We start from the raw sequence: 15,911 nt of genomic DNA on the forward strand, positions 1-15,911 counted from the left end.
CCCCCCTTGTCTCGTCCTCACCTAACGGTACTTAGACAAAAATTAAGCCCAAATAAACCCTAAACTTGCTTTATATAAGCTAAATACTTCCACCTTATCTTTTAACCATTGAAAAAAGCGAAAAGACACTGCTGTCCGAAACGCCTCTAAACCTTCTGCAAAAGTATTTAAAGGTTTATTCCCCCATTGTCTCCTTAACCCCCCTGTCAAACGATGCCATTGAATAAAAGTATAAGCACAAAATACAATATCAAATGTCTCATTACACTTCTTTTATTTCTCACTTAGTATTCTGATAAACCTAACCATCCCTTTATTTCACGGTAAAATACTTCTATCCAATTTCTTTGTGTATAAGTTTCTACTATCCAATTCCCATTGACTTTTTCCCCTGCTTTATTCGTCATTAAATAATCAATATCTGTGGAATTTTCAAAACTGTCTGCATTCATGACGATAGCTACAGTTTTTATTCCCGATAAAGCTGATAATTTAATCTTTATCGTTGCTACCCAGAGAGTTTTTTCTTGATTTTTTCCTATTCTTATTTCTTCAAAACTTTCTTGTATGAGTAGTGACGATGACATTGCCATTATCAGTTTTGCCAATTTGACCAATATATTGTCTTCCAACACAATCAGTAAAATTACCACTCTTACGATGACCTGAATCATCGATAATTAAAGAGAAATATCTACTTATTTTAGTTTGACGACAAGAAGCTATTATTTCTAATCTTTGATCATTGACCTCATCATAATTCCATGTGGACTCTGTTAGAAAATGATGTAATTTATGATAAGTAATATCAAGATTATTATTGGCAATTTGAGTGATATTTTTTCTTTGAGAATCTCCTAATAAACCCCCCAAATAATTTCTAAACTCTCGTTTTTGTGCCTTTGTTTTTAAGACAGGATCTATTTTTTGACACCAGCGATTAAAACATGGGGGCATTGATGAAGAGGTGATTTCTTTCATTTTGACCTAAAAAAACTATCATATAATCATTATAAGTCAATTCTTAACATCTTTTTGTTTAAGTACCGCTAACGTTAAAAACCAGCCCTTATGAGCTTAACTTGATCCCCCTTAACCCCCCTTATTAAGGGGGGAATTTGAAAAATAAAAAAATTTTTTGAGCAGGTGATAGGTTTTTGATCGAATCTGGGTAATGTATAACTAAGAGAAAAAACAAACTATTTAAAATATCCCTCACAGGAGACATAAGATTATGAAACCCGAAGTAACTTTAAAATATTTATCCTACCTCCGCAACAAAAAACAAAATGATGAAGGTTTTACCTTAATTGAATTATTAGTCGTAGTCATTATCATCGGTGTATTGGCGGCTGTTGCACTTCCTAACCTCTTAAGCCAGGTTGGTAAAGCTAGAGAAACAGAAATCAAAAACTTCGTTGGTACTACCATTCGTTCTCAACAAGCATATCACTTTGAACGTCAAACCTTCGCTACTAACTTAGATTTATTAGGGGTTAAATTTGATTCTCAGTATATTACAGCCGCTACTATTGCCGGTAACACTGGAACAGCTACTTCAACTCCTGTCAATAGTGATTCTGCTAATGATGGTACTCGTGCCTACAGTGGTCTAATTTCTTACGCCTCTGGTAACTATTCTCAAATTGTTTGTCAGAGTGATGCCGTTGCTAACTCCCTTGCCGCTCCCACTGGTACAAGTGCTTGTCCTGCTTCCAGTGCCGTTGTACAGTAAAGCTAAAGAAACGTACATTAAACTTCAGTTGACTAAACTTAGTCGCATAGCCAGGTGGCATTAAAAACCATCTGGCTTTCGGTGTAAAATTGGGGAAGAAAATATTATTACAGACACTAAAATTAGTCGCCTTAGTGGATAGTTTCAAAATAAAGACATTAATGCGAGGTTGGTTATGAGTCAAAAACAAAAAAACAGAAAAAGAAACCTCAAGAAAAGATTGTTTTTTTCCCATCAAGTAAACACTAGGGGGTTTACATTGATAGAATTATTGGTGGTTATTATTATTGTGGGAGTATTAGGGGCGGTGGCGTTGCCCAATTTCTTAAGACAGGTAGGTAAGTCAAGAGAAGTGGAGATGCAAAATCTTATCGGGGCTATTAATCGAGCACAACAGGCTTATCATTTTGAAAAACAAAACTTTGCCGAAGGAACAGATGATAATGATTCATTAACTAAATTAGGCTTAACTTTTGATAGCAACTATATTGATAGTTATAATATTATTGCTAATACCAATTCCGCCACTACTACACCAACGAACACTAATTACGATAAAGATGGTACCAGAGCCTATTCGGGGGGAATGTTTTACAATGCAGGAGTATATAAAGGAGCTACTTGTCGTTCAGAAGATGTTGCTTCTTCCATTCCTGCTCCTTCTGTCACTTTTGTTCCCCCTTCTGTAGATTGCGGGGTAAATGTTTCTCTGCAATAAATAATATATTATTGAAGATGGAGAAATATAAAATTAATGAATAAAAATTTGACTCTATAAAAATCAAAAATCAAGAATGTTCGCAAATTTCCTGAATACGAAAAATCTGGTTTCATTGGGTTTTATTTTATTTAGTGTCGTTTCTATTGGTTTTTTACAAAAACCATTATTGGATAAGAATCAAACGAGAACAAAAGCTGATTTGATCACAGAGGCAACTATTAATGAATCGAAAATTACTCTGCTTAATAGATTTCCCTCCTTTGGTTTTAATAACTTAATTGCCGATTGGACTTATTTAGACTTTATCCAATATTATGGCGATGCAGAGGCGAGAAAAATTCTTGGATATGATTTACTGCCCGACTATTATCGTTTAATTGTTCATAGAGATCCCCGTTTCATACAAGCCTATTTCCTCCTAGATCCAGCTACGACTCTATTTGCTGGAAGACCAGATGTAAGTGTAGAGCTAATGAATTATGGTCTTAAGTATATTACTCCTCAACAACCCAGGGCTTATCAGGTTTTAGCATTTAAAGGAACAGATGAATTACTTTTTTTGGGAAAAACGGAAGAAGCGGAACAATCTTTTTTGACAGCATCGCAATGGGCAAAACGGGAAAACAGCGATACTAGCCGACAACTTAGTCAAGTTTATCGTCAAACCGCTCAATTTTTAGCAGACAATCCTGATAGTAAAAAAGCAAGAGCTAGTTCATGGTTGATGATTTTAAGTAATGCAAGAGATGATCAAGTCAGACAAATTGCATTAACTTATTTAGAAAAATTGGGAGCGGAAGTAAGCTATGAAAATAATAGAATTTCAGTTAGTGTACCAGATGACATTGACGAAAAAAAACCTATAATTGATAAAAAATAGGTTAAAAAAATGATTTTTTATGGATAACGATAACATTGCGGAACAAAAAAAATTAAGTGATTATTTAAACAAATTAGACTATCAAAGTTTAATTAAACATATAGAAGAAAAAATCGAAATAGATCCACAAAATTATTATTATTACAATTATCTGGGATTAGCCTATTTTTTGAGTGGACAATCACTAGAAGCCCAATCGGCTTGGTTTTTTGTTTTTAATGGTGAAGAAAATGATATATATTTACAACAATTAGCCAAACTTTTAGAGCAAGAAGCACAAAGATATTTTAATTTCAACTCTTATCATGTTAGCTATTCTTTAAGACAAATTATCCGAGAAATATTACCTAACAACATAGACAATTTATTTTTTATAGTAGAAAATTTAATACCCCTAAATATATTTAATAATAATTATGAGCAGGAAATAAACATAATTGCTATTTTACAGCAAATTAATGATAATCAATTTTATTTTGATAAAATATACACTGTTTTAGATAAGATATTAGATTTTAACTATCAAACAAATATAGATTTAGTTGAACAACTTTTCAGAGTATATCCCAATAAACAAGAATTATTAAATTTTATTAATAAAAAGACCTTATATTTAGGTAATATCAAAAAATGGTTTAACTTTGCTGGAGATCTTTTATCCCTTTCTCTAAAATATATAATTGATCATCCACAAAAAATAAGCACTTTGAAAGATATATGCGGTTATTACATTTCTGGCAGTAACTATCAAAAAGCACAACATTACGCAGAAATATTCCAACAAGAAGCTATCAGTAAATCAGAAAAAGCCTTTGCATCTTACCAAATGGTTCGTTTAATGATGGACAAATGTGATTGGTATAACAGTAATAACTTAAGAGAAGAATACAGACAAAATTTATTAAGTCTGGAAGGTGAAAATATAGAGGATATTGAAAGTTATTTAATTGACTTTTTTATCACTATATCAGAATGTTTATTATACTTTGATGATGAACCTGCTTATAATCGACAAATATTCAACCACTGTGCCTCACTATTTGAAGAATTTGTGAGAAAATATTATGCTTTTGTTAACTTTAGTCCATATAAATTAGTCAGAAATAACAACAAAAAATTGAAAATTGGTTATATTGCCCATACTTTCCGAAATCATTGTGTCGGTATCTTAAGTCGTTGGCTTTTCTATTATCACAATAAAAATGAATTTGATATATATGTATATTTAATTGGCTCTGAAGAAGATGAAATTACAGCAAAATGGTTTAAATCAAATAGTAAAAAATATGTAAATCTTCCTAATCATGTTGTTAAAGTTGTCGAAGAAATAAGAAAAGATAATATTGATATTTTAGTAGAACTAGATTGTTTTACATCTAGAACAACCCAAGGAATTATGGCTCTAAAACCTGCCCCTATACAGGTAAGTTGGTTGGGTTTAGATTCAACAGGATTACCTAGCATCGACTATTTTCTCACAGACACTTATGTTTTACCCAATAATGCTCAAGAATACTATCGAGAAAAATTATGGCGTTTACCCCATAGCTATTTGGCAGTAGATGGATTTGAAGTGGGTATTTCTTCAGTGAATCGAAAAGATTTAGATATTCCAGAAGATGCTATCGTTTATTTAAGCCTACAAACTCCCTTTAAAAGACATCCAGATAATATTCGATTGCAAATGAAAATTTTAGCGGCATTACCGAATAGTTATTTTTTAATCTCTGCGGGATCCTATCTGGACAGTATTATAGAAAATGTGAGAAATTTGTTTACTGTCATCGCACTAGAGGAAGGAGTAAACCCAGAAAAAATAAAACTTCTACCTTTTTTACCCCTTCAAGAATATAGAGGATTTTTAACAGTGGGAGATGTGGTTTTAGATACCTATCCCTTTAATGGTGCAACTACTACTTTAGACGCATTATGGCTAGAAATTCCATTGGTAACTAAAGTCGGACAACAATTTCATGCTCGTCAGGGCTATACTTTTTTGAAAAACTTAGGTATTGATGAGGGTATTGCTTGGAATGATGAAGATTATATTCAATGGGGTATAAAATTTGGTAAGGATGAGAATTTAAGAAAAAATGTAACCTGGAAATTAAAACAATCAAAAAGAACATCTCCTTTATGGAATACAGAAAAATTAACCAGAAATATAGAAAATAGTTATCAAAAAATGTGGCAACTATATATTAAAGAAAGTTAATTACTCAGATGGTCAAATTTTCCCTAATTATAGCAATTTTCAGCATTATGAGGTACAAACAGATCCCCCTAAATCCTCCTTAACAAGGGGGACTTGCAAATAAAAAAATATATCTCATAAACATAGGAAATGCTATAGATTTACTTATTAACACATATTTTATGACAATGAATATCCTAGTAACGATTCCCCACTATTATAAATCTCAACCTGACTCCCAATACGGTTCACAAAGAAACCCTCAATCAAGAATCCATGCTTTATCAGAAGTAATACTACATTTACAACAATTATTTGGACTTGAACAATCAATAATATTGATAGATGAAAAAAAGGCTATCTCCGCTAATAATTTATTGAGAAGCAAAATAGAGATTGTTATATGTACCACGGGTAATAATCATTTACTAGATCAATTAGATATTCCTAGCTCTCTTTTTTCTCACCATAGAACTAACTGTGATCCTCTCCTCTTAGGATTTGAATGTCATCAAGTTCTTGCGGATAATTTAGGAAAATACGACTATTATTGCTATTTAGAAGATGATCTGGTGATTGTAGATCCTCTTTTTTTTAATAAACTAAATTGGTTTAATAGTCATTATGATGAAAGCAAATTATTAGTCCCTTATCGTTATGAATTAGGACTTAATCAAAATATTGGTAAATGTTATATCGATGGTGATTTAAGCCCAAGTATATCAGATTCTTTTCAAAGGGTTAATGATGAACCAGAATTAAAACAAGATTTTCTTGATCTTTCCATCGTATTTGAAAGAGTTTTGAATCCTCATTCAGGTTGTTTTTTTCTTAATCAAAAGCAAATGAATCTCTGGATACATCAAGACTATTTTTTAGATCGTTGTACGGATTTCATTGGTCCTTTGGAAAGTAGTGCAACTTTGGGAATTATGAAAACATTTAAGGTATATAAACCCGCCATTGAATGTATTAATTTTCTGGAGTTATATCATGGGGATCAGGGCTTTATTCATCAATTGGGTTCAACCTTTGAAATTGATTTAGAGAACCAATGGGAACAAAAAATCAAGAGGTATTTAAAAAAAGGACATTATCAAGAATTAATTAAATTTTTAGAAAGTAATGAGCAGATTGAAAACTCATTATATTATTGTTATTTAGGTTTAGCTTATTTTCTAAATACCAGAAAAGACGAGGCATTTTCAGCATGGTTTTTTGTATTTCAAGATAGCGATTTTCCAACAAAAAATCTCGTTAATATTTTAGAAGTAGAAGCCCAAAGAAATTTACAAAACACTAACTATCAATTAAGTTATGAAATTAGAGAAGTTATAGAGGAAATAGATCCTTACAATGTTAATAATTTACTTTTGATGATGGATCTAGCCATTGAACTCAAGATAGAGTTAATTAATCAAGAATATTTGGCAAAAATAATCGTAGCTATCAGAAATTCTCAGCTAGATGACATAGACTTTAATCTTATACACAGATTTTTGGAAAATATTTTAGATTTTCCCTTTAATCTCAATATCGAATTAGTTGACACGATTTTAGAATCAGCAGAGGCATCATTCAGAGAAAATTTAATTAAATTAGCTATACAAAAAGCCTATCAATTAGCACATTTTACAAGATATCCTTTATATGCGGCAGATTTAGGATCTACTTGTCTCAAATATTGCCCAAAAAATCTTTTTGTTTTGCAAAATACTTTTTTCTATTTAATGTTAGCCTATCAGTTTGAACGAGCTAAAACAATGGCAGAACAATTTCAATTAAATGCCATAACCTTAGAAGAAAAAGCCTATAGTTCTTATTTATTAATTCATTGGATGTTAAAAAGTGGTGCTTGGTTAGAGAGGGAATCTTTGGTGAAGAATTATCAAACATCTCTATCTAATTTAGCAAAGAAAAATGAGGGAAACATAGCTACTTATATTCACTGTGCTTTAGTTTATATGACACAATACTTATTGTATTTTGAAGATAATCCTCAATATAATCGACATATTATTAACGGAATTTCAAGGATTTATCAAAGTCATTTTAATCATCTCCAATTAGAACTGTGCAAAGATAAAAATTATCGAAAAAATAGTCTTGTTAAGAAAAAAATCAAAATAGGTTATATTGCTTTTACTTTCAGAAATCATTGTGTAGCTTATCTTTGTCGCCATTGTATTAGCTTTATTGATCGTAGTAAATTCGATATATATATATATATGCTAGGAACGATACAGGATGAGATAACAGAACAATATTTTAAAAAAGATGTAACCAAATTTATTGCTTTTCCAAAAGATTATCAACGCACAGCACAAGAGATAGAAAAGGACCATCTTGATATATTGGTTGATTTAGATTGTTTTACAAATGATATTACCCATGCTGTAATGGCTTTAAAACCAGCCCCTATACAAGTCAGTTGGCTTGGCTTAGATTCTACGGGAATACCAACAATTGATTATTTTATGGTTGATCCTTATGTTGTTACTCAAAATGCTAAAAACTATTATCGAGAAAAGTTATGGTTTTTTCCACAAACTTATTTAGCGGTTAATGGTTTTGAAATAGGAATTAGTAATTTAAGAAGACAGGATTTAGATATCCCTGAAGATAGTATAGTTTATATGAGTTTGCAAAATGGAGAAAAAAGACTTCCTGAGAACATAAAATTGCAAATGAAAATTTTACAGAAAGTTCCCTCCAGTTATTTTCTGGTTTCTGGGGGTTTTAATGAAATTATGCAAAATAACATTATATTCTTATTTGAAATGATTGCAGAAGAAGAAGGAGTGGATTCAAAAAGAATTAAAGTTTTACCTTTTATGCCCGTCAATACCTATCGAGGTAATATTATATTGGGGGATGTGGTGTTAGATACTTATCCTTTTAATGGTGCAACAACAACTCTCGATGCTTTATGGTTAAATATTCCCCTTGTTACTAGGGTAGGTGAACAATTTCATGCTCGTCAAGGTTATACTTTCCTTACAAATTTGGGTATTGGGGAGGGTATTGCTTGGAATGACGAGGAATATATTGAATGGGGAGTAAAGTTTGGCACGGATGAGGAGTTAAGAAAGAAAGTATATTGGAAGTTAAGGGAGTCGAAAAAGACTTCTCCTCTGTGGAATGGAAAGCAGTTTGCTAGGGAAATGGAGAAAGCCTATCAGCAAATGTGGGAAATCAATGTCAGTAAACAGACTAAGATGGAATCATAATATGTTAAGGATTGAGGCATCGTATCAAATATTAAGGAAAATTTATAAATATAATGGATAATATTGACTATTCTGACATCGTCAAATTTTATCAAGAAGGGAAAACAGCCCAGCTAATTACTGCTTGTGAAAAATTTATTAGTAATAATCCCTGTGAAATAAATAATTATTGGTATTTAGGGGTTCTTTACTTATTAAATAATCAGATAAAGATGGCACAATCTGTGTGGATGTCAATATTATTGGAGAGTGAAAATATAGATGAAGAAACTCAACAATTAATCAAAATTATTCAGAATATAGCTATTAATTTTGTCAAACTAAATTACTGGAAAGAAGCTAAATTATTTTATGAACAGTTAATTAATTTAGATGAAGAAAATTTGGTTTATTATAAGTATTTACTTGATCTAAATTTGCAAATAGGTAATGAAGAAGAAGCAGAAATTATTTTTAAATACTTAATTAATGTAGAAATTCAAGATCCTAACATTTATTTAGAATATGCTCGATTTTTAGCGAAGCAATATCGTCACGAAGAATTATTTTTAACCTTACAGCAAGGAATTAAAGAATTTCCTTATGAGCAAAATTTATACTTAGCAATGGTTCAATTTCTTAGAAATAATGGACGGGCAAAAGATGCGATCGCACTTGCGGAAAAAGGTTTGGCATTGAATCCTCATAATATAATTTATCAGTTAGAAAATGCGAAAATATTACCTATAATTTATGAGAGTGAAAGAGAAATAGAATTTTATCGACAAAGATTTATTAATAATTTAGAAAATATATCTCAACATTTGTGTCTAAGAAATGAAATAGAGAGAAAAAATGCTTTAATGGCTATTAGTTTAAGTACAAACTTTTATCTCCAATATCAAGGAAAAAATGATCTAAACATTCAACAAAAATACGGGCAATTAGTAGAACAAGTAGTCAGGGCACATTTTCCACAATTTGTTAATACTGTCAAATATTCTCAGAAGCGAGAAGAAAAAATAAGATTAGGGATTATTTCTTGCCATTTTCGAGATCATAATGGGGCGAATTGGGCTTTAGGTTGGGTTAAGTTATTGGATAAAAATAAGTTTACTATTAACTGTTATTATTTGGAAGATTTAAGAGATTATATAACGGAAGAATTCATAATATATAGTGATAAATTTTATTTCTGTTCGTCAGATTTAATAACAAATATAGAAGCCATTATTCAGGATAAATTAGATGTTTTAATCTATACAGATATAGGGATGAAACCGGTTACCACTATATTAGCGAGTTTACGACTTTCTCTTGTCCAATGTGTAACTTTAGGTCATCCAATTACTTCAGGTTTATCTACTATAGATTATTATATATCGAGAGAATTAATGGAAACAAAAAATAGTCAAGATCATTATACAGAAAAGCTCATTTTATTACCCAAAATTGGTCTTTATTTAGAGGAATTAAGTTTATCAAAAACAGCAAAAACAAGAGAAGAATTTGGTTTTGAACATAAATCTGTTCTTTATTTATCAACTCAATCTCTGTTCAAATACTTACCCCAATTTGATTATATTTATCCTAAGATTGCACTCAAAGTTACTACTGCAAAATTTATTTTTATTGAGTTTCCCATTAGTAAATATGTAAATTTTTTATTTAGAAAAAGACTGAGAAAAGTCTTCGCTCAATATAATCTAAATTATCAGGATTATTGTGTGATTTTACCCCGCCTCAATGAGGAAGAATTTATGAGTTTACATATAATCGGAGATATTTTTCTGGACACTTTGACTTGGTCAGCAGATAATACTTGTAGATTAGCTGTGAGTTGTGATTTACCCATTGTAACTTGTCCGGGTGAATTTATGAGGGGCAGACATTCCTACGGAATTTTAAAAATGATTAATGTGGAAGATACTATTACTTATTCGGAAAAAGACTATATCGATATGGCAATAAAGTTAGGGAATAATCAGCAATGGAGACAGAAAATAATTGATAAAATGAAACTTAATAAACATAAACTATTCTATGATTTAGATTCTGTTCAAGGTTTAGAAAAATTTTTAATGGAAGTTGTCAATAATGACATAAATGTTAAAAATTATAAATTAAGATTTTAAAAATAAAATTAATGATAAAATAAAATAAAACTGTTTTATAAATTATGAAATGGCAAGAAGTTTGTGATAATAAATATTTACAAGATTTACCATTCAAAATAGAGTTAAATAAATGGGGACAAATTGTTATGAGTCCTGTTAAAATTAGACATTCTTTTTATCAGGGGAGAATCTTACTTTTATTGGAGTCTTTTTTGAAAACGGGTGAAGTCATGCCAGAATGTGCCATAAATACATCCGATGGAGTTAAAGTTGCTGATGTGGTATGGTATTCAAATAAAAGATTTCAACAAATTGAAGATGAAGTATCTGCCTCCATTGCCCCAGAAATTTGTATAGAGGTAAAATCAAGTGGGAATACAGAAGGAGAAATGCTATTCAAAAAACAGTTATATTTCTCGGCAGAGGCGATGGAAGTTTGGCTATGTGATGAAAATGGGAGTATCACCTTTTACGATAAACAAGGTAAATTAGAAAAATCTTTTTTAGTACCCGATTTTCCTGATCAAATTAAACGATAATACAAGTTTATAAGTACTTATCACATAAATAATGGAAAAATTGGCGATCGCACTTATTAAATCACAACTGCACCATAAATGTTTAATAGAAACTCAGGAAGCGATTCACTATACTTTACAAGATATGGGTTTTGATAGCATTTTAACTGATGATTTGGGAAGATGCGATCGACAATATATTATTTTAGGTGTTAATAATTTACTTTATCCGAATCAGGTTGAATTACCCCCTAACTCAATTATTTATAATCTCGAACAAATTTATCCTGAATCTCCATGGATACAATCTGGCTATCTGGATTATCTATATCAATATCCTATCTGGGATTATAGTTTATCGAATATCGCTCAGTTACAAAAATGGGGTATTAACAATATTCAACACCTACCCATCGGTTATCATCCCTGCTTGACTTGCATTCCTAACAATGAGAATCAAGATATTGATGTATTGTTTTATGGCTCAATTAATGAACATCGTCAAGAAATTATAGACAGTTTAAAAGAGGAAGGAATAAAAGTTGAGGCACTTTTTGGGGTTTATGGAGAGGAAAGAAACCGCTATATTGCCAGAAGTAAAATTGTTTTAAATATGCACTTTTACGAAGCTCAAGTTTTTGAAATTGTGAGGGTTTCTCATTTGTTAGCAAATCGAGTTTTTGTTATCTCAGAAAAGGGTAATAATTTTCAGGAAGAAAGTTATTTTCAAGAAGGTTTAGTATTTTGTAATTATGAAGATTTAGTTTCCACTTGTATCGAGTATTTAAAAAGGGAGCGAGATAGAAAGATAATTGCAGAAAGAGGTTATAATTTATTCACAAGTCTTCCTTTACAAGAATATTTAAAACCCCTAATTAATTCTCTTTCTCAAAATATTTATAATTGCCATAAATTTATCAAAGATTTTTATCGAAAAAATCAAGCTAAAACCGCTTTTAATCAAGGTCATTATCAAGATGCGATCGCACTTTATGAACAAAGTTTACAAGTTGATAGAGATTGTTTAGAGAGTCATGTTTATTTAGCATTAGCTTTTTTATATGATAATAATGATTTAGCGTCTGAATTAACCTTATATTCTTTTATTTCTGAAGGGGAAGAAAAAGGAGAAGATGTAATCTTATTAACCGAAAATGTATGTAAATTATTAAGTAAGGAACTCGAACAACAACTATTATTAAATAATCTGGAATTAGCGAGTAAGATTAAAGTATATATTGAAAGTTTATCACAATAAATTATGACAGTAGCTATTAGCGAAATAATCGAAAATGGGATAATTTTTGATCTAAAAAATTGGAATAAAAAAATAATGAATAGTAATAAATTACTTGAAAATGTTAATCAATTATTTAAAATATTAGAGAATCGCAAAATTAACTACTTATTAGTTGGAGGAGTAGCTTTATTAAGCTATATTGAAGGAAGAAATACTCAAGATATTGACTTAATCTTATCTGTTGATGAATTGAATCAGCTACCAGAAATGATTGTTAATGAACAAAAGAAAGATTTCATAAGAGGGAGTTTTGGCTTTTTACAAATTGATATTTTACTAACTCAAAATAATTTATTTAACCTCAGTTTTGGATAAGAAAACAGGCAGATAGTAAGCTGAATATAACAAACCATCAACTAACTACTGCCCTATGTTTAATTTAGATTATTTATTTTGTCATGTCGATGATTTCTGCCAACAATTTGAGCCTCAATGGCAACAAAAACTTATCTCTCATGGTGCTGTCCAACGTGTTCGTACTAAAAGTCTGTGTTTAAGTGAAATTATGACTATTCTCATTGCTTTTCACCAAAATCATTACCGTAATTTCAAACATTTTTATCTTAATCACGTTCAACAATATTGGACTTCTGCTTTTCCCAAACTTCCCAGTTATCAACGTTTTGTCCAATGGATTCCATCAACTATTATTCCCTTGTGTGTTTACCTCAAGCACTGTTTTGGGAACTGTACCGGAATTAGTTTTATTGATTCTACCAAGATCCAAGTTTGTCATAACCGCCGTATTCGCCAACATAAAGTATTTAAAAATTTAGCTCAAAGAGGCAAAACCTCTGTGGATTGGTTTTTTGGTTTTAAACTCCATCTGGTAGTCAATGAACTGGGGGAAATTGTGAATATGAGCTTAACCCCAGGTAATGTCGATGACCGTAAACCTGTAGTCGATCTTTTAAAAGAGCTTTGGGGAAAAGTTTTTGGTGATAGAGGTTATGTCTCACAAAAATTAGCCACAAAGTTACTGAAAGATTTTGGTATTGAGTTTTTTGCCAAACCCAGACGCAATATGAAGAACAAATTAATGAGACTTCATAACAAACTTTTATCTCGGAAACGAGCGATTGTCGAAACAATCAATGATCAGCTCAAAAACATATCACAAATAGAACATTCTCGTCATCGTTCACCAATAAATTTCTGTGTCAATATATTATGTGGGTTAATCGCATATTGTCATCAACCAAAGAAGCCCCACCTTCGCTTAGAATGGATTTTACCTCAATCTGCTTAACCAAAACTCAGGTTATTTAATAAAGTCTTAAAAGAATTTGCCACAAAGAGAATATTTGGTAAAATCTCAATTAATTGTGTAAGCGTAAAAGGATTGATTTTACTTAAATTGTATGTTATTCCCTCTTTATATCGTCAAGGAAAATTCGAGCGAGTTAGTATTTATGAAAATGATATTCTGCTTTTAATGTTAAATTATAAGATGGAAACAGAATCGTTAATCAAGTTACTGAGTGAATATTTATTAGAGAGTGATTTAGATGAAATAAAAGAGATTTTAACTGATATTGAAGCTAAAATTAAACGTTTTGCTTCCAAAAAAGAATTTTTACAAGATAATGAACTGTAAATAAATTGTTAATATATTTATTTCTTGTTGTATCTTTTTTACTAAATATAATTACTAAAACTTATTATTTTATTATGGAATATATTGATTACGATTTTCCTAATTACCTCAAATTAATAGATCAAGAGATAGATAAACAAACTTATTTACCCGTAGAAGGAAATATTTATCTTGAGATATTAAGTGCTTTTCATGAAACATTAAATCCGCAAACTTATTTGGAAATAGGAGTTAGTCATGGTGATTCATTAAGGTTTGCTAAGAATAGAATTATAGGGGTTGATCCTAATCCTCAAATACAAGACAATGGTGAATATTTAATTTATGCTAAAACTAGCGATTTATTCTTTGCAGAAGATGCAAATAATCTCTTTCAAATAGCAAAAATAGATTTAGCATTTATTGACGGAATGCACTTATTTGAGTTCGCTTTAAGAGACTTTATTAATATTGAAAAATACGCCCATAAAAATAGCTATATTTTAATTCATGATATTTTGCCTCGTTGTTTTTCTGAAAGTAGTCGAGCTAGGGTTACAATAGATTGGACTGGTGATATTTGGCGTTTAATGATAGGTTTAAGAAAATATCGTCCAGACTTAAATATAACTGTTTTAGACTCCTATCCGACTGGTTTGGGTATTATTACTAATCTGAATCCAGAGTCTCGAATTCTAATAGATAACTATGATGAAATTGTAGAAGAATTATCACAAATCAGTACATTATCTTTTATTAAAGCAAGAGATTTAATTTTACATACTTTTTCTACTGAATTATATTTAATGAATTTTATTCTTGAAAATACTTTATAAACAGCGATGAAAATTTTGTTTATTTCTCAAGGGGATTTACCAGAATATCAATGTGATTCTCTTTTTCATGGACTGCGATCGCATTTTGGTGAGACAATAATAGATGTCAATAAAATTAATTATATGTATCAAACTTTTCCCCAAAATGCCAAAACAAAATTGTACAATAAATAACATTATGTTTTACTTTTTTTACATGATAGTGATGAGAATTAGTTCATCTAATTAACAGTTAATATCCATTTGTAGCTCAAAATTAGGTAATACATCTTCTCCTGATAAAAGACAAGGCATTTTTAACACTTCCACAGATTTTTCAGGACGATATACTTCTACTTCCCCATCTTGAGGGTTAATTAACCAACCTAATCTTAAACCACTATTTAAGTATTCTTGCATCTTTTCTTGTAATGGCTTTAGTCTATCACTTTCTGATCTCAATTCAATCACAAAATCGGGGCAAAGAGGTGGAAACTTCCTTTTTTCTTCTGGAGTTAAACTATCCCATTTTTCCTGTGATACCCACGCTACGTCTGGACTGCGATCGCCTCCATTGGGTAATTTAAAGATAGTTGATGAACTAAAAACCTGTCCTAGTTTATATTGAAGATTCCATATTCCTAGCTTAATCGTTAAATTAGCTTCTCGATTACCACTTTCTCCACCTACGGGTGACATAATAATTAAATCTCCTTGAGGACTTTTTTCCATCGTTATATCAGGATTACTAAGACATAATTGATAAAATGCTTCACTAGTTAGATTGATCAGTGGTTTAACATTAATAACTGTAGCCATAGTCATAATTCTAATTTTTATTTACTT

The 15,911-nt window shown here is 30.6% G+C and carries 14 protein-coding genes and 1 pseudogene; 13 read left to right on the forward strand and 2 right to left on the reverse strand.

The features are described 5' to 3' along the window. Positions 1–42: 42 nt before the first annotated feature. Positions 43–981: pseudogene (locus tag Dongsha4_RS08540) on the reverse strand (transposase). 253 nt (positions 982–1,234) lie between these two features. Between Dongsha4_RS08540 and Dongsha4_RS08545 the strand changes: the two are divergent. The 13 genes from Dongsha4_RS08545 to Dongsha4_RS08605 all read left to right on the forward strand — a co-directional run bounded on the left by Dongsha4_RS08545 (position 1,235) and on the right by Dongsha4_RS08605 (position 15,260). Beyond that, positions 1,235–1,735 carry a type IV pilin protein gene (locus Dongsha4_RS08545; protein WP_330205245.1) on the forward strand — a complete coding sequence of 167 codons (501 nt, stop codon included), beginning with the start codon at positions 1,235–1,237 and terminating at the stop codon, positions 1,733–1,735. Positions 1,736–1,910: 175 nt separating this feature from the next. Beyond that, on the forward strand, positions 1,911–2,453 hold the full coding sequence (locus Dongsha4_RS08550; RefSeq protein WP_330205246.1) for a type IV pilin protein: 543 nt from the start codon (positions 1,911–1,913) through the stop codon (positions 2,451–2,453). Positions 2,454–2,529: 76 nt separating this feature from the next. Then, the gene (locus Dongsha4_RS08555) at positions 2,530–3,336 is read left to right on the forward strand and encodes a hypothetical protein (RefSeq protein WP_330205247.1); all 807 of its coding nucleotides are present in this window, start codon (positions 2,530–2,532) and stop codon (positions 3,334–3,336) included. Positions 3,337–3,355: 19 nt separating this feature from the next. Further along, the gene (locus tag Dongsha4_RS08560; RefSeq protein ID WP_330205248.1) at positions 3,356–5,551 is read left to right on the forward strand and encodes an O-linked N-acetylglucosamine transferase, SPINDLY family protein; all 2,196 of its coding nucleotides are present in this window, start codon (positions 3,356–3,358) and stop codon (positions 5,549–5,551) included. A 167-nt stretch (positions 5,552–5,718) separates the two neighbouring features. Further along, entirely contained in the window at positions 5,719–8,760 is a 3,042-nt protein-coding gene (locus Dongsha4_RS08565) for a hypothetical protein (protein ID WP_330205249.1), read from the forward strand. A 53-nt stretch (positions 8,761–8,813) separates the two neighbouring features. Further along, a complete protein-coding gene (locus Dongsha4_RS08570; protein ID WP_330205250.1) occupies positions 8,814–10,874 on the forward strand; it encodes a hypothetical protein in 2,061 nt (686 codons plus the stop codon). 44 nt (positions 10,875–10,918) lie between these two features. Then, positions 10,919–11,395, forward strand: coding sequence for a Uma2 family endonuclease (locus Dongsha4_RS08575; RefSeq protein WP_330205251.1), 477 nt, complete (start codon positions 10,919–10,921; stop codon positions 11,393–11,395). A gap of 31 nt (positions 11,396–11,426) precedes the next feature. Beyond that, positions 11,427–12,632 (forward strand): tetratricopeptide repeat protein, encoded by a 1,206-nt coding sequence (locus Dongsha4_RS08580; RefSeq protein ID WP_330205252.1) that lies wholly within the window; start codon positions 11,427–11,429, stop codon positions 12,630–12,632. Between the two features lie 75 nt (positions 12,633–12,707). Further along, complete coding sequence (locus Dongsha4_RS08585) at positions 12,708–12,989, forward strand: hypothetical protein (RefSeq protein ID WP_330205253.1); 282 nt, start codon at positions 12,708–12,710, stop codon at positions 12,987–12,989. A 55-nt stretch (positions 12,990–13,044) separates the two neighbouring features. Next, entirely contained in the window at positions 13,045–13,923 is an 879-nt protein-coding gene (locus Dongsha4_RS08590) for an IS982 family transposase (RefSeq protein ID WP_330205254.1), read from the forward strand. Positions 13,924–14,016: 93 nt separating this feature from the next. Beyond that, the gene (locus Dongsha4_RS08595) at positions 14,017–14,271 is read left to right on the forward strand and encodes a hypothetical protein (protein WP_330205255.1); all 255 of its coding nucleotides are present in this window, start codon (positions 14,017–14,019) and stop codon (positions 14,269–14,271) included. 74 nt (positions 14,272–14,345) lie between these two features. After that, positions 14,346–15,086 carry a class I SAM-dependent methyltransferase gene (locus tag Dongsha4_RS08600; RefSeq protein ID WP_330205256.1) on the forward strand — a complete coding sequence of 247 codons (741 nt, stop codon included), beginning with the start codon at positions 14,346–14,348 and terminating at the stop codon, positions 15,084–15,086. Between the two features lie 6 nt (positions 15,087–15,092). Further along, on the forward strand, positions 15,093–15,260 hold the full coding sequence (locus tag Dongsha4_RS08605; RefSeq protein ID WP_330205257.1) for a hypothetical protein: 168 nt from the start codon (positions 15,093–15,095) through the stop codon (positions 15,258–15,260). 51 nt (positions 15,261–15,311) lie between these two features. Here the strand turns inward: Dongsha4_RS08605 and Dongsha4_RS08610 are convergent, their stop codons facing one another. Beyond that, the gene (locus Dongsha4_RS08610) at positions 15,312–15,884 is read right to left on the reverse strand and encodes a Uma2 family endonuclease (RefSeq protein ID WP_330205258.1); all 573 of its coding nucleotides are present in this window, start codon (positions 15,882–15,884) and stop codon (positions 15,312–15,314) included. Positions 15,885–15,911: the final 27 nt, after the last annotated feature.

The organism is Cyanobacterium sp. Dongsha4, from assembly GCF_036345015.1.
Classification (GTDB): domain Bacteria; phylum Cyanobacteriota; class Cyanobacteriia; order Cyanobacteriales; family Cyanobacteriaceae; genus PCC-10605.

Coding starts and splice junctions, on each gene's coding strand:
- Dongsha4_RS08575 (WP_330205251.1), top strand. CDS start 10,919: ATGAAATGGCAAGAAGTTTGTGATAATAAATATTTACAAGATTTACCA.
- Dongsha4_RS08605 (WP_330205257.1), top strand. CDS start 15,093: ATGAAAATTTTGTTTATTTCTCAAGGGGATTTACCAGAATATCAATGT.
- Dongsha4_RS08560 (WP_330205248.1), top strand. CDS start 3,356: ATGGATAACGATAACATTGCGGAACAAAAAAAATTAAGTGATTATTTA.
- Dongsha4_RS08555 (WP_330205247.1), top strand. CDS start 2,530: ATGTTCGCAAATTTCCTGAATACGAAAAATCTGGTTTCATTGGGTTTT.
- Dongsha4_RS08590 (WP_330205254.1), top strand. CDS start 13,045: ATGTTTAATTTAGATTATTTATTTTGTCATGTCGATGATTTCTGCCAA.
- Dongsha4_RS08580 (WP_330205252.1), top strand. CDS start 11,427: ATGGAAAAATTGGCGATCGCACTTATTAAATCACAACTGCACCATAAA.
- Dongsha4_RS08610 (WP_330205258.1), bottom strand. CDS start 15,884: ATGGCTACAGTTATTAATGTTAAACCACTGATCAATCTAACTAGTGAA.
- Dongsha4_RS08545 (WP_330205245.1), top strand. CDS start 1,235: ATGAAACCCGAAGTAACTTTAAAATATTTATCCTACCTCCGCAACAAA.
- Dongsha4_RS08600 (WP_330205256.1), top strand. CDS start 14,346: ATGGAATATATTGATTACGATTTTCCTAATTACCTCAAATTAATAGAT.
- Dongsha4_RS08570 (WP_330205250.1), top strand. CDS start 8,814: ATGGATAATATTGACTATTCTGACATCGTCAAATTTTATCAAGAAGGG.
- Dongsha4_RS08585 (WP_330205253.1), top strand. CDS start 12,708: ATGAATAGTAATAAATTACTTGAAAATGTTAATCAATTATTTAAAATA.
- Dongsha4_RS08565 (WP_330205249.1), top strand. CDS start 5,719: ATGAATATCCTAGTAACGATTCCCCACTATTATAAATCTCAACCTGAC.
- Dongsha4_RS08550 (WP_330205246.1), top strand. CDS start 1,911: ATGAGTCAAAAACAAAAAAACAGAAAAAGAAACCTCAAGAAAAGATTG.